Annotated in this window: 18 protein-coding genes and 2 tRNA genes; 9 read left to right on the forward strand and 11 right to left on the reverse strand. The window is 72.3% G+C overall.

The window, feature by feature from the left end:
* Positions 1-57 precede the first annotated feature (57 nt).
* The 5 genes from clpX to SJY07_RS05030 all read right to left on the reverse strand — a co-directional run bounded on the left by clpX (position 58) and on the right by SJY07_RS05030 (position 4,689).
* Positions 58-1,350, reverse strand: a complete 1,293-nt coding sequence (gene clpX / locus SJY07_RS05010; RefSeq protein WP_328295340.1) for an ATP-dependent Clp protease ATP-binding subunit ClpX — start codon at positions 1,348-1,350, stop codon at positions 58-60.
* Between the two features lie 202 nt (positions 1,351-1,552).
* A complete protein-coding gene (locus SJY07_RS05015) occupies positions 1,553-2,230 on the reverse strand; it encodes an ATP-dependent Clp protease proteolytic subunit (RefSeq protein WP_380157423.1) in 678 nt (225 codons plus the stop codon).
* A complete protein-coding gene (locus SJY07_RS05020) occupies positions 2,223-2,864 on the reverse strand; it encodes an ATP-dependent Clp protease proteolytic subunit (RefSeq protein ID WP_380157425.1) in 642 nt (213 codons plus the stop codon). Before SJY07_RS05020 ends, SJY07_RS05015 begins: the two co-directional genes overlap by 8 nt.
* Positions 2,865-3,053: 189 nt before the next feature.
* Positions 3,054-4,460 carry a trigger factor gene (gene tig, locus SJY07_RS05025; RefSeq protein WP_328295339.1) on the reverse strand — a complete coding sequence of 469 codons (1,407 nt, stop codon included), beginning with the start codon at positions 4,458-4,460 and terminating at the stop codon, positions 3,054-3,056.
* A 155-nt stretch (positions 4,461-4,615) separates the two neighbouring features.
* Positions 4,616-4,689, reverse strand: a tRNA-Pro gene (locus tag SJY07_RS05030).
* A gap of 111 nt (positions 4,690-4,800) precedes the next feature.
* On the opposite strand from SJY07_RS05030, the gene SJY07_RS05035 reads away from it, so the two are divergent.
* Both SJY07_RS05035 and SJY07_RS05040 read left to right on the forward strand, forming a co-directional pair.
* Positions 4,801-4,874, forward strand: a tRNA-Gly gene (locus tag SJY07_RS05035).
* A gap of 75 nt (positions 4,875-4,949) precedes the next feature.
* Positions 4,950-6,170 (forward strand): glycerate kinase, encoded by a 1,221-nt coding sequence (locus tag SJY07_RS05040; RefSeq protein ID WP_380157427.1) that lies wholly within the window; start codon positions 4,950-4,952, stop codon positions 6,168-6,170.
* On the opposite strand, the gene SJY07_RS05045 is transcribed toward SJY07_RS05040, so the two are convergent.
* Genes SJY07_RS05045 through SJY07_RS05055 form a run of 3 tightly spaced genes read right to left on the reverse strand, consistent with a single transcriptional unit; the run spans position 6,167 to position 8,631 of the window.
* A complete protein-coding gene (locus tag SJY07_RS05045; protein WP_380157429.1) occupies positions 6,167-7,291 on the reverse strand; it encodes a PP2C family protein-serine/threonine phosphatase in 1,125 nt (374 codons plus the stop codon). The two genes, SJY07_RS05040 and SJY07_RS05045, sit on opposite strands and share 4 nt — an antisense overlap.
* 27 nt (positions 7,292-7,318) lie before the next feature.
* The gene (locus tag SJY07_RS05050) at positions 7,319-8,143 is read right to left on the reverse strand and encodes an Fpg/Nei family DNA glycosylase (RefSeq protein WP_380157431.1); all 825 of its coding nucleotides are present in this window, start codon (positions 8,141-8,143) and stop codon (positions 7,319-7,321) included.
* Complete coding sequence (locus SJY07_RS05055; protein WP_380157433.1) at positions 8,143-8,631, reverse strand: ribose-5-phosphate isomerase; 489 nt, start codon at positions 8,629-8,631, stop codon at positions 8,143-8,145. Before SJY07_RS05055 ends, SJY07_RS05050 begins: the two co-directional genes overlap by 1 nt.
* 36 nt (positions 8,632-8,667) lie before the next feature.
* Between SJY07_RS05055 and SJY07_RS05060 the strand changes: the two genes are divergently transcribed.
* Complete coding sequence (locus tag SJY07_RS05060; protein ID WP_380157434.1) at positions 8,668-9,345, forward strand: DUF429 domain-containing protein; 678 nt, start codon at positions 8,668-8,670, stop codon at positions 9,343-9,345.
* A 3-nt stretch (positions 9,346-9,348) separates the two neighbouring features.
* Here SJY07_RS05060 and SJY07_RS05065 read toward each other — a convergent pair whose 3' ends face one another.
* Positions 9,349-9,987, reverse strand: coding sequence for a DsbA family protein (locus SJY07_RS05065; RefSeq protein WP_328295333.1), 639 nt, complete (start codon positions 9,985-9,987; stop codon positions 9,349-9,351).
* Between the two features lie 137 nt (positions 9,988-10,124).
* Here SJY07_RS05065 and pepN point away from each other — a divergent pair, with 137 nt between their 5' ends.
* Entirely contained in the window at positions 10,125-12,680 is a 2,556-nt protein-coding gene (pepN, locus tag SJY07_RS05070) for an aminopeptidase N (protein WP_380157437.1), read from the forward strand.
* A 98-nt stretch (positions 12,681-12,778) separates the two neighbouring features.
* On the opposite strand, the gene malQ is transcribed toward pepN, so the two are convergent.
* Positions 12,779-14,932, reverse strand: a complete 2,154-nt coding sequence (malQ, locus tag SJY07_RS05075) for a 4-alpha-glucanotransferase (RefSeq protein WP_328295331.1) — start codon at positions 14,930-14,932, stop codon at positions 12,779-12,781.
* A 131-nt stretch (positions 14,933-15,063) separates the two neighbouring features.
* On the opposite strand from malQ, the gene SJY07_RS05080 reads away from it, so the two are divergent.
* The 4 genes from SJY07_RS05080 to SJY07_RS05095 all read left to right on the forward strand — a co-directional run bounded on the left by SJY07_RS05080 (position 15,064) and on the right by SJY07_RS05095 (position 20,406).
* A complete protein-coding gene (locus SJY07_RS05080; RefSeq protein WP_328295330.1) occupies positions 15,064-17,205 on the forward strand; it encodes a prolyl oligopeptidase family serine peptidase in 2,142 nt (713 codons plus the stop codon).
* A 62-nt stretch (positions 17,206-17,267) separates the two neighbouring features.
* Positions 17,268-18,341 carry a mechanosensitive ion channel family protein gene (locus SJY07_RS05085; protein ID WP_380157440.1) on the forward strand — a complete coding sequence of 358 codons (1,074 nt, stop codon included), beginning with the start codon at positions 17,268-17,270 and terminating at the stop codon, positions 18,339-18,341.
* 53 nt (positions 18,342-18,394) lie between these two features.
* A complete protein-coding gene (locus SJY07_RS05090; RefSeq protein WP_328295328.1) occupies positions 18,395-19,960 on the forward strand; it encodes an SDR family oxidoreductase in 1,566 nt (521 codons plus the stop codon).
* A gap of 35 nt (positions 19,961-19,995) precedes the next feature.
* Positions 19,996-20,406: a globin gene (locus tag SJY07_RS05095; protein WP_380162178.1), complete on the forward strand. Its 411-nt coding sequence runs from the start codon at positions 19,996-19,998 to the stop codon at positions 20,404-20,406.
* 7 nt (positions 20,407-20,413) lie between these two features.
* On the opposite strand, the gene SJY07_RS05100 is transcribed toward SJY07_RS05095, so the two are convergent.
* Positions 20,414-20,782: a helix-turn-helix domain-containing protein gene (locus SJY07_RS05100; protein WP_328295326.1), complete on the reverse strand. Its 369-nt coding sequence runs from the start codon at positions 20,780-20,782 to the stop codon at positions 20,414-20,416.
* 93 nt (positions 20,783-20,875) lie between these two features.
* Between SJY07_RS05100 and SJY07_RS05105 the strand changes: the two genes are divergently transcribed.
* On the forward strand, positions 20,876-21,487 hold the full coding sequence (locus SJY07_RS05105; RefSeq protein WP_328295325.1) for a malonic semialdehyde reductase: 612 nt from the start codon (positions 20,876-20,878) through the stop codon (positions 21,485-21,487).
* The last annotated feature ends 2 nt before the right edge of the window (positions 21,488-21,489 follow it).

Genomic DNA, 21,489 nt, shown 5'->3' on the forward strand with positions numbered 1-21,489 from the left:
GGGAACGAGAACGGCCCCGCACCTCGAAGGAGGTTCGGGGCCTTCGTCGTCCTGGGGTCAGGCGGACTTCTCGCGACGCTCCCGGGTGGGTTTGCGGGCCGGGGCCTCACGGGGCACGAGCGTCGGGTTCACGTTCTTCAGCACGACCTCACGGGTCACGACGACCCGGGCGATGTCGTCGCGACTGGGAACGTCGAACATCACCGGGAGGAGGACCTCTTCGATGATCGCGCGCAGCCCGCGCGCACCGGTCCCGCGGAGGATCGCCTGGTCGGCGACGGCCTCCAGGGCGTCGTCGGTGAACTCCAGCTCCACCCCGTCCAGCTCGAACATCCGCTGGTACTGCTTGGCGAGGGCGTTGCGCGGTTTGGTGAGGATCTGCACCAGGGCTTCCTGGTCCAGGTTCTCCACCGAGGTGATGACGGGCAGACGACCGATGAACTCGGGGATCAGCCCGAACTTCATGAGGTCCTCGGGCATGACCTCGGCGAAGGACGGCTCGGCCGCCTTCTTCTCCGTCGAGCGCAGCTGCGCGCCGAAGCCGAGCCCCTGCTTGCCGGAACGCGCCTCGATGATCCGGTCGAGGCCGGCGAAGGCCCCACCCACGATGAACAGCACGTTCGTCGTGTCGATCTGGATGAACTCCTGGTGGGGGTGCTTGCGTCCACCCTGGGGCGGGACGCTGGCCGTGGTCCCCTCGAGGATCTTCAGCAGCGCCTGCTGGACCCCCTCCCCCGACACGTCACGCGTGATCGAGGGGTTCTCGGACTTGCGGGCGATCTTGTCGACCTCGTCGATGTAGATGATGCCCGTCTCGGCCTTCTTGACGTCGTAGTCAGCGGCCTGGATGAGCTTCAGCAGGATGTTCTCGACGTCCTCGCCGACGTAGCCGGCCTCGGTCAGCGCCGTGGCGTCGGCGATCGCGAAGGGGACGTTGAGCATCTTGGCGAGCGTCTGCGCGAGGTACGTCTTGCCGCAGCCCGTGGGGCCGATCAGCAGGATGTTCGACTTGGAGATCTCGACGGCGTCGTCGCGGTTCTTCGCCGAGGGCTCACCGATCTGGATGCGCTTGTAGTGGTTGTAGACGGCCACGGCGAGGGACTTCTTCGCCGAGCTCTGGCCGATGACGTACTGGTCGAGGAAGTCGAAGATCTCCTTCGGCTTGGGCAGCTCCACCAGGCCCAGGTCGTTGGCCTCGGCGAGCTCCTCCTCGATGATCTCGTTGCAGAGGTCGATGCACTCGTCGCAGATGTAGACGCCAGGGCCTGCGATCAGCTTCTTGACCTGCTTCTGGCTCTTGCCGCAGAACGAGCACTTCAGCAGATCGCCCCCGTCACCGATGCGTGCCACCGACGGCTTCCTCTCCTCGTGCTGCTGGACCCACGACCCGGAGGCCGCCGAGCGGACCGGACGCGTCGCGTGCTGACCACGCTACCTGCCGGGTACCCCTCGCCCGACTCATTAGACGCCTCCGGGGGACACGGTGCCAGACCGGCCCCCCGGGTGCGCGCCTACGACTCGCGCATTGCTGCGCGCGAGTGACGTTCCGTGCTCAGAGCGAGGGGGCCGACGCCTTGCGGCTCTGGAGCACCTCGTCGATGAGGCCGTACTCGACGGCCTCCTTGGCGGTGAGGAACTTGTCGCGCTCGATGTCCTCGCGCACCTGGTCGGCGGTGCGGTTGGAGTGGAAGGCGAGCGTGCTCTCCAGCCAGGACCGCATGCGCAGGATCTCGTTGGCCTGGATCTCCAGGTCGGAGGCCTGGCCGTAGTCGCCACCGGCCATCGCCGGCTGGTGGATGAGGATGCGCGAGTTCGGCAGCGCGAACCGCTTCCCCGGCGCACCGGCGCCGAGCAGGACGGCCGCGGCCGAGGCGGCCTGACCCATGCAGTACGTCTGGATGTCCGGACGGATGTACTGCATGGTGTCGTAGATCGCCGTGAGGGCCGTGAAGGACCCACCCGGGGAGTTGATGTACATGATGATGTCGCGCTCGGTGTCCTGGGACTCCAGGACGATGAGCTGGGCGATGATGTCGTCCGCCGAGGCGTCGTCCACCTGCACGCCGAGGAAGATGATGCGGTCCTCGAAGAGCTTGGTGTACGGGTCCGAGCGCTTCATCCCGTAGGACGTGCGCTCCTCGAACTGCGGCAGCACGTAGCGCGCTTGGGGGTTCATCATCGGGCGGTCTCCCATCTGGGCGTCGAACGGAGGACGAAGAGGCTCACGCATCGGTGCCGCCACCGCCCGTGACCTCGCTCGTGTGACCGACGACGTGGTCGATGAGCCCGTAGTCCTTGGCCTCCTGCGCAGAGAACCAGCGGTCCCGGTCGGAGTCGCGGGTGATCGTCTCGAAGGTCTGGCCCGAGTGGTGCGCGATGAGCTCGGCCATCTGCTTCTTCGTGGCGATGATCTGCTCGGCCAGGATCTTGATGTCGCTGGCGGAACCACCGAGGCCACCCAGCGGCTGGTGCATCATGATCTTCGCGTGCGGCAGGGCGGAACGCTTGCCGGCCGCACCCGCGGCGAGCAGGAACTGCCCCATCGAGGCCGCCATGCCGGTCGCGATCGTCGCCACGTCCGGCTTGATGTACTGCATGGTGTCGTAGATCGACATGCCCGCGGAGACCGATCCGCCGGGCGAGTTGATGTACATGAAGATGTCCGCGTCGGGGTCCTCGGCGGCCAGCAGCAGCAGCTGCGCGCAGATGGCGTTGGCCATGTCGTCCCGGACCTCGGTCCCGAGCCAGATGATCCGCTGCTGCAGGAGTCGCTGGTAGACGTTGTCGTCCAGGCCCGCTCCCGGCGTACCCGTTCGAGCCTGCTGCGGCGTCACCAGTCCCGGTGCGCTCAAGATCTCGCTCACGCTGTTCCCTGGCCCTCTCCTGGCATCGACCACCCACCCCGGACCTGGTCCGGGAGGGTTCGGCGGATGCTCCGCCGATCTCGATCGACCCTAACGCGCAGCCCCCGACGACCATGTCGGGGCGGGGCCCTTTTCGCTGTCGGCGCACTGATCCCGGGTCCGGGAACAGCGCGCCGACAGCGGCGGGGATCAGCTCTTCGAGGGCTCTTCCGCGGTCTCCCCGGCGGCGGCCTGCTCGTCCTCACCGGTCGGGTCGACGGTCTGGCCGGCCTCGTCGGTGGACTCGCTGCCGGACTCGAGGGCTTCCGCACCGTCCTCGTCGTCGTCGCCGCCCACGAGCTCCTCGAGGTCCACGGCGTTGCCGGAGGCGTCGGTCACGGTGGCCTTCTCCATGGCGACGGCCAGCGCCTTGCGGCGACGGACCTCGGAGACCATGGCGGGCACCTGGCCGGCACCGTCGACCATCTGGACGAACTGCTGGGGCTCCATGCCGTACTGCTGCGCCTGGCCGACGAGGTACTCGATCAGCTCGCCCTGGTCGACACCGATCTCCTCGGCGTCGGCGAGGGCGTCCAGCAGCAGCTGGCTGCGGATCGCCTGACGGGTGGAGTCCTCGATCTCGGCGCGGTGCTCGGCGTCCTCGAGACGGCTCTCGCGCTCGAGGTGGGCGTGGATCTCTGCCTCGACGAGGGACTCGGGGACCGGGACCTCGACGGTCTCGAGGAGCTTCTCGAGGACCTTGTCGCGGGCCTGGAGACCCTGCTCGAACTTCTTGGCCTGCTCGACCTGGTTGAGCAGGTCGGCGTTGAGCTCCTCGAGCGTGTCGAACTCGCTCGCCAGCTGGGCGAAGTCGTCGTCCGCCTCGGGCAGCACGCGCTCCTTGACCGACTGCACGGTCACGGTGATGGAGGCGTCCTCGCCCTTGCGCTCGCCTCCGGCGAGGGGGGCGGAGAAGGTCACGGTGCCCTCGGCCGCGACGCCGGTCAGCGCCTCGTCCAGGCCCTCGATCATGTTGCCCTGACCGATGCGGTAGCTGATGCCCTTGGCGGTCTCGATCTCCTCGCCGTCGATCTCGGCGTGCAGGTCGATGGAGACGAAGTCGCCGTCGGCGGCCGCGCGGTCGACGCCGGTGAGGGTGCCGAAGCGCTCGCGCAGCGAGGTGAGACGGGTCTCGACCTCCTCGGCCGGGACCTCGAGGTCGTCGACCGTGACGGTGATGGTGGAGAGGTCGGGCAGCTCGATCGTCGGGCGCACGTCGACCTCGACGGAGAACTTGAGGTCACCGCCGTCCTTGACGTCGGGGGCCTGGGTGACGTCCACGGTGGGCTGGCCCAGCGGCAGGAAGTCCGAGGCCTCGACGGCCTGCTGGTAGAACTTCGGCAGGGCGTCGTTGACGGCTTCCTCGAGCACGACACCGCGGCCGACGCGCTGGTCGATGACGCGCGCGGGGACCTTGCCCTTGCGGAAGCCCGGCACCTGGACCTGACCGCCGATGGTCTTGTAGGCCTTGTCGAGACTGGGCTTCAGCTCGTCGTAGCCGACCTCGACGGTGAACTTCACCCGGGTCGCGTTGAGGGTCTCGACGTCGCTCTTCACAGCGGGGTTCTCCTGGGATCTCTCCGCGTCCTGCGGAGGTCGTGGTCAGGCGTGCGGCACGCCGGGCAGCCCCGGCGCACCGCGGAATGCTAGCTGCCGCGTCGGGGCTCTTTCGTGCGCGAGCGCCGCCACGTACGGCGACACCCGCGTGTCCGTCGGGGTACCCGGATTCGAACCGGGGGCCTTCCGCTCCCAAAGCGGACGCGCTACCAAGCTGCGCCACACCCCGCGACCACCACGCAGGCGGTACTGGAGCAGGCTACCGCTCCGGACCCGTTACGCTGTCCCCGCACGGTGCGCTGCTCCTGCCCGCAGGGTTGTGGCAGGCTTGTCCGTGCACGCGGGTGTAGCTCAATGGTAGAGCCCTAGTCTTCCAAACTAGCTACGCGAGTTCGATTCTCGTCACCCGCTCCACAGCGGCCGGTCCCCTCGAGGCCGGCCGCTCCGTCGTTCCCCGGGATCACCCGCGGTGATCTGTAGGGTCCCGACATGTCGTCTGCCTTCCACGTCGTCGTGGCCCCGGACAAGTTCAAGGGTTCGCTGACCGCGGCCGAGGTCGCCCGCACGATCGCGGACGGCTTCCGCGAGGGCTTTGAGGGCGCCTTCGGGGAGCTCACCCGCGACGTCGACACCGTGGGTCGCACGTTCGCCTGGACCGAGATCCCCGTCGCCGACGGGGGCGAGGGGACGGTGGAGGCGGCGCTGCGCTCGGCGGGCTTCCGGGCCGTGGCGACCCGCGTCGCCGGCCCGACCGGGGAGACCCTGGAGGCGACCTTCGCCCGCGACGGCGACACCGCGGTCGTGGAGATGGCGCAGGCCTCCGGGCTGGACCGGTTGCCGGGCGGGGTCCCCGCCCCGCTGACCGCCACGACCCGCGGCACCGGGCAGTTGCTCCGCTCCGCCCTCGACTTCGCCGCCGAGCACGTCGTCCTGGCCGTCGGTGGCAGTGCGAGCACCGACGGCGGCGCCGGGATCCTCGTCGGCCTGGGCGCCCGGCTCCTGGACGCGGACGGCCACGACCTGCCCGACGGCGGAGCGGCCCTGCTCGACCTCGACCGCATCGACCTCACCGGGCTCGATCCGAGGGCACGCGCCGCGCGCTGGACGCTGGCCGCCGACGTCGACCACCCGCTGCTGGGGCCGCGGGGGGCGGCCGCCGTGTTCGGACCGCAGAAGGGTGCCTCCCCCGCCGACGTCGACCTGCTCGAGCGTGCGCTGACCCGCTTCGCCGACGTCCTGGCGGCCGCGACCGGCGTGGACGCGCGCGACACCCCGGGCGCGGGGGCCGCGGGCGGGACGGGTCTGGTGGCCCTCGGCCTGTTCGGGGCGGTCCGCCGCCCGGGCATCGACGTCGTGCTGGAGTTCGCGAACTGGGACCACCGCACCGCGGGCGCCGACCTCGTCATCACCGGCGAGGGCAGCTTCGACGAGCAGTCCCTGGGCGGGAAGACCCCGGTGGGGATCGCGACGGCGGCCGCGAGGACGGGGGTCCCGGTGGTCGTGCTCAGCGGCCGGCGCGACCTCCCCGAGCAGCGGTGGCGGGCCGCGGGCTTCGCGGACGCACGGGCGTTGACGGACCTCGAACCCGACCCGCGGGTCTGCGTGCGCGACGCGGCCCCGTTGCTGCGACGACTGGCCGCCGACCTCGGCGCCGAGCACGGCGAACGTGCCGCGGCCGGGATCCGGGGAGAGCTCCCGGCGCGGGGCTAGTCGCGCCAGAGCAGCAGCGCGGTGCGGTCGTCGGAGTCGCCGTCGGCCCCGTCCGCGACGAGCCGGGGCAGCGACCCGGACCGCTGGTCGGGGGTGAGGGCCAGCAGCCTGCGGACCAGGGAACCGATGCCCTCGCCGAGGTCGACGTCGCGCTGCTCGACGACCCCGTCGGAGTAGACGAGCAGGGCGTCCCCGGGTTCGAGGGTCGCCGTGACGGGCGGGAAGTCCGCGTCGGGGACGACACCGAGCAGGGGCCCGTGCACCGCGTCCAGCAGCTCCGCGCTCTCGACGAAGTGCGCGTGCACGACCGGTGGGTGTCCGGCCGAGGAGACGCTCACCTTCCCCGAGGTGAGGTCGACCGCCAGGTGCACGGCCGTCGCGAAGCCCTCGAACCAGTCCTGCCGCAGCACGTAGCGGTTGGCGGCGGGGAGGAACTCGTGCGGCGACACCGATCCGAGCAGCCCGCCGAAGGCCCCCGAGAGCAGCAGTCCGCGACTGCCCGCGTCCTGCCCCTTCCCGGAGACGTCGACCAGGACCACCTCGAACCGGGTGCGGTCGGGCGAGACGGAGGAGAGCAGGACGTCACCCGAGAACGCGTCCCCGTGCGCGGGCTGCAGCAGACCCTCGACGTGCCACCCCGGGGGCAGCTCCGGCAGGTCCCCCTGGGACATCAGCCGGTCGCGCAGGTCGACGAGCATGGCCTCGCCGAGGTACCCGGTCAGTCCGAGCTGGTCGCGCCCCCGGGCGAAGACGATCGCCATCCCGGCCGTGATCGCGATGACGACGAGAACGCTCGGTGACACGGGCCGGGGGTCGTCGGCGCGGACGACGATCGCGATGAACATCGCCGGGACCGCCACGAGGCAGAGCGCCAGCATCCGCGACATCCGCAGCACGAAGGCACCGACCAGGATCGCGGGCACGAACGCCGTCAACGGCACCCAGCGGGTGAAGGCCGAGCCCAGACCCACGCCGAGCACGACCGCGGAGAGGACGAGGAGCGCCGGCGTCTGGGGTGGGCGGGCGAGCAACCGGCGCCAGGACGCACGCTGAGCGGCACTGAGCAGCCCTGACCGTCGCGACGCCACGCTGCGGGGTGGCCGCGGGGTTGACCGCTGCATGGGAGCACTCTAGTCGTCACTCTCCGTCTACGGAATGCGACTGGTGGTATTCAACTCACGAGGCTGGCAGGTCGGACACCACGTCAGGTGCCGGTTGACCATCTGCGCGTACTCGACCGGCGTGGAGCACAACCGGCACGGCTCTCCCGCCCGGCGGTAGACGTAGAACGCATCGCCCCGGGTCGGCGTCCCCTTCCGCTTCGCGCGGTGCTCGGGGCGGGTCGTCACGATCCCGCCGGCCTTCAGACCGGCCCGCATGAGCAGCACCAGGTCGCCCCAGACGGACTCCCACTCCTCCCGGGTCACCTCACGGCCCGGGCGGTAGGGGTTGACGCCCGCGCGGAAGAGCACCTCCGCCCGGTAGACCGCTCCCACCCCGGCGACGACCTCCTGCTGCATGAGCAGCGCCCCGAGGGTCGTCCGGCTGCGGCTGATCCGCTCGAAGGCGACGGCCTGGTCGGCGTCGGAGCGCAGCGGGTCCTGCCCCAGCCGGGCGTGCAGCGCCTCGACGCCCCCGGGGTCCAGGACCTCGCAGGCGGTCGGGCCGCGCAGGTCCGCCCAGCCGCCCTCCGCCTCCAGACGCACCCGGACCTGGCCACGCGGCGGCTCCGGTTGCCCGTCGCCGGCCGTCCACTTGCCGTACAGACCGAGGTGGACGTGCAGGACGCGCCCGTTGTCGAAGCGCGCGAGCAGGTGCTTGCCGTGCGCCTCGACGGCGACCAGCGTCGCGTCGTGCAGCAACGCGGCCCCCTCGGTGAAGCGCCCCTGCGGGCTGCTCACCCAGACCGGCGACCGGCCGAAGCGCGCGAAGAGGTCACGGGCGTTGCCGTGGACGGTGTGGCCCTCCGGCATCAGGACCCGTCGGTGGCGCTCGCCGGCAGGGTCGGCAGCTCCCCCGTGCGGGCGAAGTCGTCGAGCATCTCGATGCGCCGGACGTGGCGCGGGTCGTTCGAGAACGGCGTCGCGAGGAAGGTGTCGGCCAGCAGCGTGGCCTCCTCGAGGCTGTGCATGCGGGCGCCGATGCCGACGCACTGGGCGTCGTTGTGCTCGCGGGCCAGCCGGGCGGTGTCGACGGACCACGCCAGCGCGCACCGGATGCCGGGGACGACGTTCGCGGCGATCTGCTCCCCGTTGCCGGAGCCGCCGATGACGATGCCGAGGCTGCCCGGCTCCTGCGACACGGCGAGCGCGGCGCGCAGGATGAAGGGCGGGTAGTCGTCGACGGAGTCGTAGACCGGCGCCCCGTGGTCGACGACGTCGTGCCCCTGCTCGCGCAGGTGGGCGACGAGGTGCTCCTTGAGCTCGAACCCGGCGTGGTCGGTACCGACGTGGACGCGCATGGAGCCAGCTTGGCAGTCCCCTGCCAGGATCGCGTCATGGGGTCGGTGGTGCTCGGGGTGGACGGCGCTCGCGGGGGCTGGGCCGTGGCCGTCGTCGAGGGCACGTCTCACTCCGCGCGGCTGCTGGCGTGGCGGTCGGCGCCCGGACCCGGGGTCGAAGCGGTCCTCGCGACGGCGCCCGGTGCCCTCGCCGTCGGGTTCGACGTCCCGATCGGTCTGCCCCGCGACGACTGGCGCCCCGCCGACCGGCTCGCGAAGCGGGCCCTCGGTCGCGCCCACGCCCGGGTGTTCCTCGTCCCGCCGCGCGCGGTGCTGCGGGCACCCGACTACACCGCGGCGCGGCAGGTGTCCCGGGAGCTCCTGCGGGGGAAGGGTCTCTCGGCCCAGACGTGGGGATTGCGCGGGCCCGTCCTCGCCCTCGACGAGGCCCTGACGCAGGACCGGGTGCGGCGGCTCGCGGTGGAGACCCACCCCGAGCTCTCGTTCGCCGCGATGACCGGGGCGGTCCTGCCGTCGAAGAAGACCCCCGCCGGGCGCGAGGCGCGCGTCGCGGCCCTCGCCGGCTGGCTGGACGGGCCGCCCGCGCCCGCGGGCGACGACCACCTCGACGCGGCCGCGTGCGCGTGGTCGGCGTTGCGGTTCGTCGAGGGTGTCGCCGACGTCCTCGGCGGGGAGCCGGACGAGCGCGGACTCCCCCAGCGGATCGTGACCTGACGATCAGTCGAAGACGGGACCCTGGGTGCGGGTGCGCTTGAGCTCGAAGAACCCCGGGGTCCCGGCGACGAGGACGCAGCCGTCCCACAGCCGACCCGCGTCCTCGCCCCTGGGGGTGGGGGTCACGACGGGTCCGAAGAAGGCGACGTCGCCGAAGGCCACGACGGGCGTCCCGACGTCCTCGCCGACCCGGGTGATCCCCTCCTGGTGGGAGGCGCGCAGCTCGGCGTCGTAGGTGTCGGTGTGCGCGGCGGCCGCGAGGTCGGCGGGCAGCCCCACCTCGGCCAGCGCCTCGCGGATCACGACGTCGAAGTCCTTGTTGCCACCGGGGTGGATCCGGGTGCCCATGGCCGTGTACAGCGGCAGGACCACCTCGTCGCCGTGCAGGCTGCGCGCGGCGGTGACGACCCGGACCGGGCCCCAGCCCTTCGCCATCAGCTCCTGGTACTCCTGCGGGAGGTCCCGGCCCTCGTTGAGGACGGAGAGGCTCATGACGTGCCAGCGGACGGTGATGTCGCGCACCTGCTCGACCTCGAGGATCCAGCGGGAGGTCATCCAGGCCCAGGGGCACAGCGGGTCGAACCAGAAGTCGGCGGTCGCGGTCGTGGTGTCGGTGGTGTTCTCGAGCGTCGTGGCGGTCATGACGGTCATCCTGCTCCCGACCTGCGACACGGGACAGCCGGGTGCGACAGGCCACGGGTCGGGGGCTCGTGGCAGAGTGCTTCGCGTCGTCCAGGGGGACATCCCGTGGTGACGCTCCAACGACGAGAGGACGTGCGGTGCCCGGCGAGAACCTGACGCGCGAGGAGGCGCGGACCCGTGCGGGGCTCGTGCAGGTCGAGCACTACGACGTCGACCTGGACCTGACGACCGGCCCCAGCACGTTCCGCTCCACGACGACGGTGCGCTTCACCGCGACCGCCGGCGCCTCCACCTTCATCGACCTCATCAGCGCCGGCGTGCACGAGGTGGTCCTCAACGGGACCTCCCTCGACCCCGCCGTCGTGGCCGACGAGGCCCGCATCGCCCTCGACGGTCTCGCCGCCGAGAACGAGCTGCGCGTGGTCGCGGACTGCCGCTACATGAACACCGGTGAGGGGCTGCACCGCTTCGTCGACCCCGTCGACGACGAGGTGTACCTCTACTCCCAGTTCGAGGTCGCCGACTCGCGACGCGTCTACGCGGTGTTCGAGCAGCCCGACCTCAAGGCCGGGTTCACCTTCGTGGTGACGGCGCCGGCGCACTGGCGCGTCGTCTCCAACTCCCCCGTCGCCTCCACCGAGGACGTCGCCGCGGGCCGGCGGACGACCTTCGCACCGACCCCGCGGCTCTCGTCCTACGTGACGGCGATCATCGCCGGGCCCTACGAGGGTTCCGAGGACTCCCTGGTCTCCTCCGACGGCCGGACGATCCCGTTGGGCGTCTACTGCCGCAAGTCGCTGGCCCAGCACCTCGACGCGCACAACGTCGTCGCCGCGACGAAGGCGGGGTTCGAGTTCTTCGAGCGCGAGTTCGACCGCGCCTACCCCTTCGCGAAGTACGACCAGGTGTTCGTCCCGGAGTTCAACGCCGGGGCGATGGAGAACGCCGGGGCGGTGACCTTCGTGGAGAGCTACGTCTTCCGCTCGAAGGTCCCCCAGGCCACCGTCGAACGCCGCGTCGTCACGATCCTGCACGAGCTGGCGCACATGTGGTTCGGCGACCTGGTGACGATGCGCTGGTGGAACGACCTGTGGCTCAACGAGTCCTTCGCGGAGTTCGCGTCGACGCTCTGCGCGGCCGAGGCGACGGAGTGGCGGGGTTCCTGGACGACGTTCAACTCCCTGGAGAAGTCCTGGGCCTACCGCCAGGACCAGCTCCCCACGACGCACCCGATCGTCGCCGAGATCAACGACCTCGAGGACGTCGAGGTGAACTTCGACGGCATCACCTACGCCAAGGGCGCCAGCGTCCTCAAGCAGCTCGTGGCCTACGTCGGCCGTGAGGAGTTCCTGGCCGGGGTCCGGGCCTACTTCGCCCGCCACGCCTTCGGCAACACCGAGCTCGTGGACCTGCTGCGGGAGCTGGAGAAGACCTCCGGCCGTGACCTCGGCGCCTGGTCGCGGGAGTGGCTGGAGACCGCGGGCGTCGCGACGCTGCGCCCGGTGCTGAGCACCGACGCGGACGGCACCGTCACGGCGGCCGCCCTGGTCCAGGAGGCCCCGTCCGCGCACCCGCACCTGCGGGCGCACCGGATCGCCCTCGGGTGCTACGACCTCGTCGACGGCACCTTCGAACGCACCGACCGCATCGAGCTGGACGCGGCGGGGGCGAGCACCGACCTGCCGCAACTGGTCGGCCGCAAGCGTCCCGACCTGCTGCTGGTCAACGACGACGACCTCGCCTACGCCAAGATCCGCCTCGACGAGGCCTCGCTCACCACGGCGCTGCAGCACCTCGACGCCTTCCGCGACTCGCTGCCGCGTTCGCTGGTGTCGGCGGCGCTGTGGGACATGACGCGCGACGGGGAGTCCCCCGCCCGCGACTACGTCGACCTGCTGCTCACGACGCTGCTGCCCGGGGACGCGGCCCGGGCCGACTCCACGGTCGCGCTGGTGCTGCTGCGCCAGCTGAGCACGACGGTGGAGCTGTACACCGCCCCCGCCCACCGCGACGAGGTCCGCTCCCGCACCGCGGACACGCTGCTGGAACTGCTCCGGGCCGCACCGGCCGGCAGTGACACCCAGCTGCAGTTCGTGCGGTCGTTCGCCTCCTTCGCCCGCAGCGAGGCCCACCTCGCGATCGTCGCCGGTCTCTACGACGGGTCGCAGGTCATCGAGGGTCTCGAAGTCGACGCCGACATGCGCTGGGTCCTGCTGACGGCGCTCGTCGCCGGCGGCACCCTCGGCGCCGACGCGATCGACGCCGAACTGGCGCGCGACGCGACGGCCACGGGGCAGCGCTCCGCCGCCGCCTCCCGCGCGGCCCTGCCGACGCCGGCGACCAAGCAGCGGGCCTGGGACGACGTCGTGACGAAGGGGGACCTGCCGAACGCCGTGCAGGCCTCGGTGATCGGCGGCTTCGGGCGGGCTCACGACGAGGCGCTGCTGCGTCCGTTCGTGGAGCCGTACTTCGCCGCCCTGCGCGGGGTGTGGGCGGAGCGCACCAACGAGATGGCCCAGCAGATCGTGACGGGCCTCTACCCGCTCGAGCTGGCGGACAGCGCCCTCGTGGAACGCACCGACCGGTGGCTCGAGGACGAACCCGACGCACCGCCGGCCCTGCGCCGTCTGGTCCTGGAGAACCGCGACGGCGTCGCCCGCGCGCTGCGGGCCCAGGAGCGCGACACGCACTGACGTGAGAACGGGACCGGGTGCCTCGCGGCACCCGGTCCCGTCGCGTTGAGCGCCGAGCTCCACCCCCGGGGAGGAGCGGGTCGGGCCTCAGGTCAGGTTCACCGCTGCGCGGGGTCGCCCGGTTCCGCGAGCGCCTGCTCGACGGCCCGGGCCAGCGACTGCACCCGGGGGTCGGTGGCCAGGTCCTCGAGCAGGACGACCTCGCCGTCGGGCCCGGTCAGGGGCATCCGCCAGTTCGGGTACTCCAACGAGGTCCCCGGCTGGTTCTGGGTCCGGCGGTCCCCCACGGCGTCGACCAGCGAGACCCCGACCATCAGCGAGGGCGACAGCGCGAGGTAGCGGTGCAACGCCTCGACGGTCGCCTGCTCGTCGGCGCCTGCGGCGAGCAGCCCGCGGTCGCGGACCAGACCGAGGATGCGTTCCTGCTCGGCGGCGTCGCGGGCGCGTTCCTCGGCGACCGGCCGGGTCAGCAGCCCGAGCCGGTCGCGCAGGGCGACGTGCTCCTGGGCGAGGTATCCGGCGGTCGGCGGGAGGTCGTGCACGGTGACGCTGGCCAGCGCGAGTTCGCGGAAGTCCTCGGGCGCCTTCGGCTCGGCCTCGTCGTACTCGAACCAGAGGACGGCGCTGCCGAGGATCCCGCGGTCGGCGAGGTAGTCGCGCACCCACGGCTCGACGGTCCCGAGGTCCTCGCCGACGAGGACGGCACCGGCGCGCTGGGCCTCCAGCGCGAGGATGCCGATGAGGGCCTCGTGGTCGAAGCGGACGTAGGTCCCCTCCGCGGGCGGGGCGTCCTGCGGGATCCACCACAGCCGGAACAGCCCCAGCACGTGGTCGACCCGCAGGCCACCGGCGTGCCGCAGGATCGTGCGGACCATGTCGCGGAAGGGGCGGTAGGCCAGGTCGGCGAGGCGGTCGGGCCGCCACGGCGGCTGGCTCCAGTCCTGGCCCTGCTGGTTGAACGCGTCCGGCGGGGCGCCGACGGTGACCCCGTGCGCGAGGGCGTCGCCCAGTGACCAGACGTCGGCCCCGTCGGGGTGCACGCCGACGGCGAGGTCGTGGACGATCCCCGGGCCGGTGCCCGGCGCGGTGGCGGCGTCCTGGGCGGTACGCAGCTGCTCGTCGCACTGCCACTGCAGCCAGCGGTGGAACTCGATGCGGTCGGCGAGCTCGTCGACCAGCCCGGACGCCTGGGCCGCCGCGGGGTCGGCCGCCTCGGCAGGCCACTCCGAGGCGGGCAGCCCGAAGTGCTCGGCCAGCGCGCACCACGTGGCGAAACCGGAGAGCCCCGGCTCCTCGGTGGCGACGTAGCGGCGGAAGGCGGCCTCCCGCGCGGTGGTCCGGCCGTGCGCGTAGACGACGTCCAGCGCCTGCCGCTTCGCGGCCCAGGAGGCGTCGCGGTCGATCTCCCCCGCGTCGTGGTCGGCGGGCCGGACGCGTTCGGCGAGGCGTTCGACCAGCGCCCGGTCGCCGGGCGAGAGGTAGGCGACCTCGTGGACGTCCTCGACGCGCAGGTAGACGGGGTTCACGAAGCGCCGGGTGGTCGGCAGGTACGGCGAGGCCTCCATCGGCGGGACGGGCGAGGCCGCGGCGAGGGGGTTCACCAGGATCCAGCCCGCCCCCTGGGAGGCCCCCACGGCCGAGAGGTCGGCGAGGTCGGCGAGGTCGCCGATGCCCCAGGAGCGCGAGGAGCGCACCGAGTACAGCTGGGTCTGGTACCCCCAGCTGCGGCCGCTGCGCAGCGTCGGCGGCAGTTCGAGCACGTCCGGGGTGACCACGACGGGGCACTCGGTCTCACCCGCCGGGGTGCGCGCGCGCAGGACGTGCCAGCCCAGCGGCAGGTCGTCGGGGAGTTCGAAGGTGGCGCGGCCGGTGAGGTGGCCGTCGACGTCCACGGGGTCGATCCAGCGGTCGACCTGGCGCAGCGGGGCCCAGCCGCCGTCGTCCTCGAGGTCCACGACGACGTCGACGGGGTCGCCGTGGGCGACGTGCACGGGGACGTGGTGGAGCCGTCCCTCGCGGGCGACCACGACCGGTGGCAGCACCCGGCGCCACGGGGCGAGCTTGACGTCGTGCAGGGCGCGACGGGCCGCGGCGGTGGTGCTCACGTCGAACCCCATGGCGGTGAGCACGGCGGTGACGGTGCTGGCGGGGACGGTGGTCGACTTCCCCTGCCAGTCGGTGAAGGTCGTGGCGACCCCGCAGGCGGTGGCGAGGTCGGCGAGGACGGCCGGGTCGGCGACGTCAGAAGACACCCCGCGACTCTGCCAGAGGACACCGGCGGAGGCTCGTCCGCGGGGTGCGCGTCGCCGGGTGACCGCGTTCGAATCCGGGACCCGTGCCCGTCGGGGCGCCGCATCGGGCCCCGCGCCTAGGGTGGACGCCCATGAGCACCCCGACCTCCGCCGGCGAGGCTCCCGCCCCGCGCCTCGACCTCGTCGACGAGCTGCACGGGGTCGCGGTCCCCGACCCCTACCGCTGGCTCGAGGACGTCGAGGACGAGCGGACGCTCGCCTGGTCGCGGTGGCAGGACGAGGCGTGGGCGGCCCACGCCGCGACGCTGCCGGGCCGTGACCGCGTGGAACGACGGGTGCGGGAGCTGATGGCCACGGGTTCCGTCGGCAGCCCGGTCCACCGCGGGGAACGGGTGTTCCGGACCCGTCGCGAGCCGACCGCGGAGCACGGGGTCCTGCAGGTGGAGGACCCCGGTGCGGCGCCCCGGACCCTGATCGACCCGATCGCGCTGGACCCGTCGGGGACGACGACCCTGGACGGGTGGCGACCCAGCGTCGAGGGGGACCTGCTGGCCTACCAGCTCTCCGAGGGCGGCAGCGAGGAGAGCGTCCTGCGGGTGCTCGACGTCGCGACGGGGGAGGTCGTGGACGGTCCGGTCGACCGGGCCCGCTACTCCCCCATCGCCTGGTTGCCCGCCGGTGCGGACGGCGAGCGCTCGTTCTACTACGTCCGCCGGTTGCCGGCCGAGGCCGTGCCCGCCGAGGAGCGCCAGTACCACCGCCGGGTCTACCTGCACGTCGTGGGGACCGATCCCGCCCGCGACGTCGAGGTGTTCGGCGACGGGCTGTCGATGACGAACTACTACGGCGTCTGGACCTCGCGCGACGGCCGCTGGCTGGTCGTGAGCGCCTCGGACGGGACGGCGCCGCGCAACGACGTCTGGCTGGCCGACCTCTCCGCCTCCGCTCCGGGCTCGCCGCAGCTGCGGACCGTGGTGGCGGGTCGCGACGCGCAGACCAGCGCCTGGGTCGGCCGTGACGGCCGGCTGTACGTGTTCACCGACCTCGACGCCCCCCGCGGCCGCCTCGCCGTCACCGACCCGGCCACCCCGGAGGTGGAGCACTGGCGCGACCTGGTCCCCCAGGGCCGGGCCCTGCTCGACGACGTCGCGGTCCTCGACGGACCCGAACTCGCCCGTCCCCTGCTGGTCGTGGGCTGGACCGAGCACGCCGTGAGCTCGGTGACCGTGCACGACCTCGAGACTGGTGACCGGTTGCCGGGTGACCTGGGCCGCGTCGACCTGCCCGGGACGGGCTCCATCGGCGGTCTCGTGGCGCGGCCGGAACCGGGTCACGACCTGTGGTTCGGCTACAGCGACGCGACGACCCCGACGCACGTCTGGCACTTCGACGCCCGGACCCGGGAACTCTCCGTGGAGTCCGCGCCCCCCGGTGCGGTCGAGGTCCCCGCGGTGGTCAGCACGCTGCTGGAGTACCCGAGCCTCGACGGCACGATCGTCCGGTTGCAGGTCACGGTCCGCGCCGACCTGCTCGACGCCGACGGCGTCCCCACCGCCCCGGTGCCCGCGATCCTCTACGGCTACGGGGGGTTCGGCATCAGCCTGTCCCCGCACTACGCACCCGACGCGCTGGCCTGGGTGGAGGCGGGCGGCGTGTACGCGGTGGCGAACCTGCGCGGCGGCGGCGAGGAGGGCGAGGACTGGCACCGCGCGGGGATGCGCGAGCACAAGCAGAACGTGTTCGACGACTTCCACGCGGCGGCCCGCTTCCTCGTCGCGCGGGGGTTCACGACCCACGAGCAGTTGTGCGTGCACGGCGGGTCCAACGGTGGGCTGCTGGTCGGAGCGGCCGCCACCCAGGAACCGTCGCTGTTCGCGGGCGTCGTCTGCAGCGCCCCCCTGCTGGACATGGTCCGCTACGAACTGCACGGTCTGGGCGCCACCTGGAGCGACGAGTACGGGAGCGCCGCCGACGCGACGGAGTTCGGGTGGTTGCACGCGTACTCGCCGTACCACCGCGTGGCGGCGGGGACCGCCTACCCGGCCGTGCTGTTCACCGTGTTCGACGGAGACTCCCGGGTGGACCCGTTGCACGCCCGGAAGCTGTGCGCCGCGCTGCAGCACGCTTCCGCGAGCGACCCGGGCAGCCGCCCGGTGCTGTTGCGCCGGGAGAAGGACGTGGGGCACGGTGCCCGTTCGCTCTCGCGCAGCGCCGGTCTCGTGCGCGACACCCTCGCGTTCGCGGCGCGGGCCACCGGCCTCGACCTCGGCTGACCCCCGGAACACCACGCAGGAACACCCGCCGGAACACCACGCAGAAGGAGTCGTCCCACCCCGTGCTGGACTCGATCACCCACGCCTTCACCGGCGTCACCTCGGAGGACGCCGCCGACGGCGCCCAGAGCGTCGCCACGTTCCTGCTCGACAAGCCCCTGAAGATCGTCATCGTCCTGCTGATCTGCTGGATCGCGCGGTTCCTGCTGATGCGGGTCATCGGCCGGGTCGCGACGGGGATCGCGACGGGGGCCGGGAAGCTCGGCGGCGGCGGCCGCCGCAACGGGCTGCTCGAGTCCTCGCCGTTGCTCAACGAACGTCGTCAGCAACGGGCCGAGACCCTCGCCTCGGTGCTCAAGTCGACCGTCACCTTCGTGCTGGGGATCCTGGCCGTCCTCGTGGTGCTCGACACCATCGGCATCGCCATCGCACCGTTCCTGGCCTCGGCCGGGATCGCGGGGGTCGCGCTGGGTTTCGGGGCGCAGGCGCTGGTGAAGGACTTCCTGTCGGGGGTGTTCATGCTCGCCGAGGACCAGTACGGCGTGGGTGACTCCGTCGACCTCGGGGACGCCTCGGGCACCGTGGAGGCCGTCGGCCTGCGGGTGACGCGGTTGCGCGACGTCAAGGGCACCGTCTGGTACGTCCGCAACGGCGAGATCGTGCGGGTCGGGAACCAGAGCCAGGGCTGGGCCCGGGCCGTCCTCGACGTCTCCGTCGCCTACGGGGAGAACCTCGCCCGCGTGCAGGAGGTCCTGCAGCGCATCGCGGACGACCTGGTCGCCGAGGACGACTGGCGGCCCCTGGTCATGGACGCACCCGAGGTGTGGGGGGTCGAGAAGATGACGACCGACGGGATCGTCCTGCGCCTCGTCGTGAAGACCCGTCCGATGCAGCAGTGGGCCGTCCAGCGCGAGCTGCTGCGCCGCATCAAGGCCGTCTTCGACGCCGAGGGGATCGAGTTCCCCCTGGCCCAGCGCACGGTGTTCCTGCGCCACGACGACCACGCTCCGCAGGCCCGTCGCCTGAACGACCCCGCTGCGGCCGTCACCCCGCAGCCACCCGCCCCGAGCGAGGCGGACGTCGCGGCCCAGGACGCCGCGGCCGCAGACCCGGGGTCGACCAACCGCGGTCTCTGAGGTCGCGGACCCGCCGAGTCGCGGGGGCGGTGTTCCGCTCGGACACTGGGGCCATGAGCGACATCGCAGCAGGTGAGGGCCGGCTCGCGCTGGTGACCGGGGTGACCGGGTACATCGGTGGTCGGCTGGTCCCCGAACTGCTCGAAGCCGGTTTCCGGGTGCGGGCGATGGCGCGCCGCCCCGAGGCGTTGCGGGACCGGCCCTGGATCGAGGACGTCGAGGTCGTGCAGGCCGACGCCTCCGACACCGAGCAGGTCACCGCCGCGCTGGAGGGCGTCGACGTCGCCTACTACCTCATCCACGCGATGAGCGGCGGCGGGCACTTCTCCTCCAAGGACCGCCGCACCGCCCGGACCTTCGCGCGGGCGGCGGCGGAGCAGGGGGTCTCCCGGGTCGTCTACCTCGGCGGCATGCACCCCGAGGGCGAGGAGCTCTCCACCCACCTCGAGTCGCGCCGGGAGGTGGGCGAGATCCTGCTCGACTCCCCCGTCCCGACGACGGTGCTGCAGGCGGCGGTGATCCTCGGCTCCGGCTCGGCGAGCTTCGAGATGATGCGCTACCTCACCGAGCGGCTGCCCGTCATGGTGTGCCCGCGCTGGGTGCACAACCGGATCCAGCCGATCGCGGTGCGCGACGTGCTGCGCTACCTCGTCGCCTCGGCCTCGATGCCCGCGGACGTCAACCGCACCTTCGACATCGGTGGCCCCGACGTCATGACCTACCTCGACATGATGCGCGGGTACGCGGAGGTGGCCGGCCTCCCCAAGCGCTACGTCCTCCCCGTGAAGGTGATGTCCCCCAAGCTGTCCAGCCACTGGGTCGGGACGGTGACCCCCGTCCCCAAGTCCATCGCCCGTCCGCTGGTGGAGAGCCTGGTGCACGAGGTGTTCTGCCAGGAGCACGACATCGCCGGGTACGTCCCGGACCCGGCGGAGGGCCTCATCCCCTTCAAGCGCGCGGTGGAGCTGGCCCTGCAGCGCATCCAGGACGCCAACGTCGAGACGCGGTGGAGTTCGGCGTCCGTGCCGGGCGCCCCCAGCGACCCGCTGCCCTCCGACCCGGACTGGGCCGGTGGCAGCCTCTACGTCGACGAGCGCACGACCGTCGTCGACGCCCCGCCGCACGTGCTGTGGGAGGTGCTGGAGGGGATCGGCGGTGAGCAGGGTTGGTACTCGTGGCCGATGGCGTGGGCGGTCCGCGGCGTGATGGACCGCTTCTCCGGGGGTCCGGGGCTGCGCCGAGGTCGGCGTGATCCCAAGCACCTGATGATCGGCGACGCCGTGGACTGGTGGCGCGTGGAGGACCGTCAGGCCGACCGGCTGCTGCGGCTGCGCGCCGAGATGAAGCTGCCGGGGCTGGCCTGGCTGGACCTGCGGGTCGAGACGGACGCCGTGGGGCGCACGCTCTTCCACCAGCGGGCCCTCTTCCACCCCCGCGGTCTGGCGGGCCAGGCCTACTGGGCGGCGATCAGCCCGTTCCACGGGGTCGTGTTCGGTGGCATGCAGAAGAACGTGAAGGACGCGGCCGAGGCCGCGGCCCGTCACGAGGGTCCGACGAGCCTGGCGTCCACGGGTCCCGGTGCGGTCGAGGTCCGCGAGGGCGCGACACTGGTGGGGTGAGCCCCGACCTGCCGTTCGTCCGTCCGCAGAACCTCATCGGCCGCACGCCGGCGGGGCCGGACGGTGGGACCCGCAGCTTCTACGACGAGGTCGGCGGGCACGCGACGTTCGTGACGCTCGTCGACGCCTTCTACGCGGGCGTCGCCGAGGACGAGGTGCTCCGTCCGATGTACCCGGAGGCCGACCTCGGTCCGGCCAAGGAGCGTCTGCGGATGTTCCTGGAGCAGTACTGGGGTGGCCCGGGGACGTACTCCGAGCAGCGCGGGCACCCGCGGCTGCGGATGCGGCACGCGCCGTTCAAGGTCAACCCGGACGCCCGGGACCGCTGGCTGCTGCACATGCGTGCGGCCGTCGAGTCCTTGCACCTGGTGCCCGCGCAGGAGGGCGTCCTGTGGGACTACCTGGAGCGCGCCGCGCACAGCATGCTGAACACCTTCGAGGACTAGCCGGGCGCTAGTCCCGGCCCCGGCAGCGGTCCTCGGTGAGGTTCTCGCGGGCCCACGTCGTGAGCTCCTGCAGGGCCGGGGTCAGCGCGCGCCCGGAGGCGGTCAGCTCGTAGACGACCGCGACGGGCGGCCCCTCGTGGACCGTGCGGGTGACGAGCCCGGCCTTGGCGAGCTCGCTGAGGCGGTCCGCGAGCACCGAGTCGCTGATGCCGCCCACGTTGCGGCGCAGCTCGGAGAACCCGGTGGGACCGTAGCTGAGGGTCGCGAGCAGGATCCCGTTCCAGCGCTTGCCGAGGAACCCGAACGCGCGTGCCAGGGCGCCGTCGCACGACCGCGCCGTGTGCTCGGTCTGCACGTCCTCCACCTGCTCGCTCACCCCCCGACTGTACCCGTTGACACTCCTCTCGCCAGTGCTACTCTTTTTTTCGAAGTAGCAACTGCATGCCAAGCGACTCTGAGGAGAACAGCTGTGACCACGTTGGACGAACGTCCGCTCGGGCTCCACGACTCCGCGCGCGCCGCCCTCTTCGGCGACGCCCACACCGCGAACACCTTCGCCGACACCCCCGTCACCGACGAGCAGCTGGCCCAGGTCTGGGAACTGGCCCGCTGGGCCCCCACCGGCGCGAACCTGCAGCCGATGCGCGTCCTCTTCGTCCGGACCCCGGAGGCGAAGGCCCGCCTGGTGCCACTGCTCAACGACACCAACCGCGACCGCGCCGCGAGCGCCCCCGTGACCGCCGTCCTGGCCGTCGACGACCGCTTCCACGACGCCATCCCGACCGTCGCCCCGTTCATGGCGGGCATGCAGCCGGTGCTGGAGGAGAACGCCGCGATGCGCGAGAGCATGGGCTCCTACAGCGCGGCGATGCAGGCCGGCTACTTCATCCTCGCCGTGCGCGCGCTCGGCCTGGCCGCCGGCCCGATGGGTGGGTTCGACAAGGCCGCCGTCGACGCGGAGTTCTTCGCCGGCACCGACTGGCGCTCGCACCTCGTCGTGAACATCGGCTACCCGGGCCCGGACGCGTTCCGCCCCCGGCTGCCGCGCCTCGACGTCGAGGACGTCGTCCGCTTCGTCTGACC

Source organism: Kineococcus sp. R86509 (assembly GCF_042466365.1).
GTDB lineage: Bacteria > Actinomycetota > Actinomycetes > Actinomycetales > Kineococcaceae > Kineococcus.

What these genes read in the sequence shown, in the direction of transcription:
- SJY07_RS05040 (WP_380157427.1), top strand. Translation starts at nt 4,950, where the DNA reads ATGTCGTCTGCCTTCCACGTCGTCGTGGCCCCGGACAAGTTCAAGGGT.
- SJY07_RS05090 (WP_328295328.1), top strand. Translation starts at nt 18,395, where the DNA reads ATGAGCGACATCGCAGCAGGTGAGGGCCGGCTCGCGCTGGTGACCGGG.
- SJY07_RS05055 (WP_380157433.1), bottom strand. Translation starts at nt 8,631, where the DNA reads ATGCGCGTCCACGTCGGTACCGACCACGCCGGGTTCGAGCTCAAGGAG.
- SJY07_RS05060 (WP_380157434.1), top strand. Translation starts at nt 8,668, where the DNA reads ATGGGGTCGGTGGTGCTCGGGGTGGACGGCGCTCGCGGGGGCTGGGCC.
- SJY07_RS05045 (WP_380157429.1), bottom strand. Translation starts at nt 7,291, where the DNA reads ATGCAGCGGTCAACCCCGCGGCCACCCCGCAGCGTGGCGTCGCGACGG.
- SJY07_RS05080 (WP_328295330.1), top strand. Translation starts at nt 15,064, where the DNA reads ATGAGCACCCCGACCTCCGCCGGCGAGGCTCCCGCCCCGCGCCTCGAC.
- SJY07_RS05015 (WP_380157423.1), bottom strand. Translation starts at nt 2,230, where the DNA reads ATGCGTGAGCCTCTTCGTCCTCCGTTCGACGCCCAGATGGGAGACCGC.
- SJY07_RS05065 (WP_328295333.1), bottom strand. Translation starts at nt 9,987, where the DNA reads ATGACCGCCACGACGCTCGAGAACACCACCGACACCACGACCGCGACC.
- SJY07_RS05050 (WP_380157431.1), bottom strand. Translation starts at nt 8,143, where the DNA reads ATGCCGGAGGGCCACACCGTCCACGGCAACGCCCGTGACCTCTTCGCG.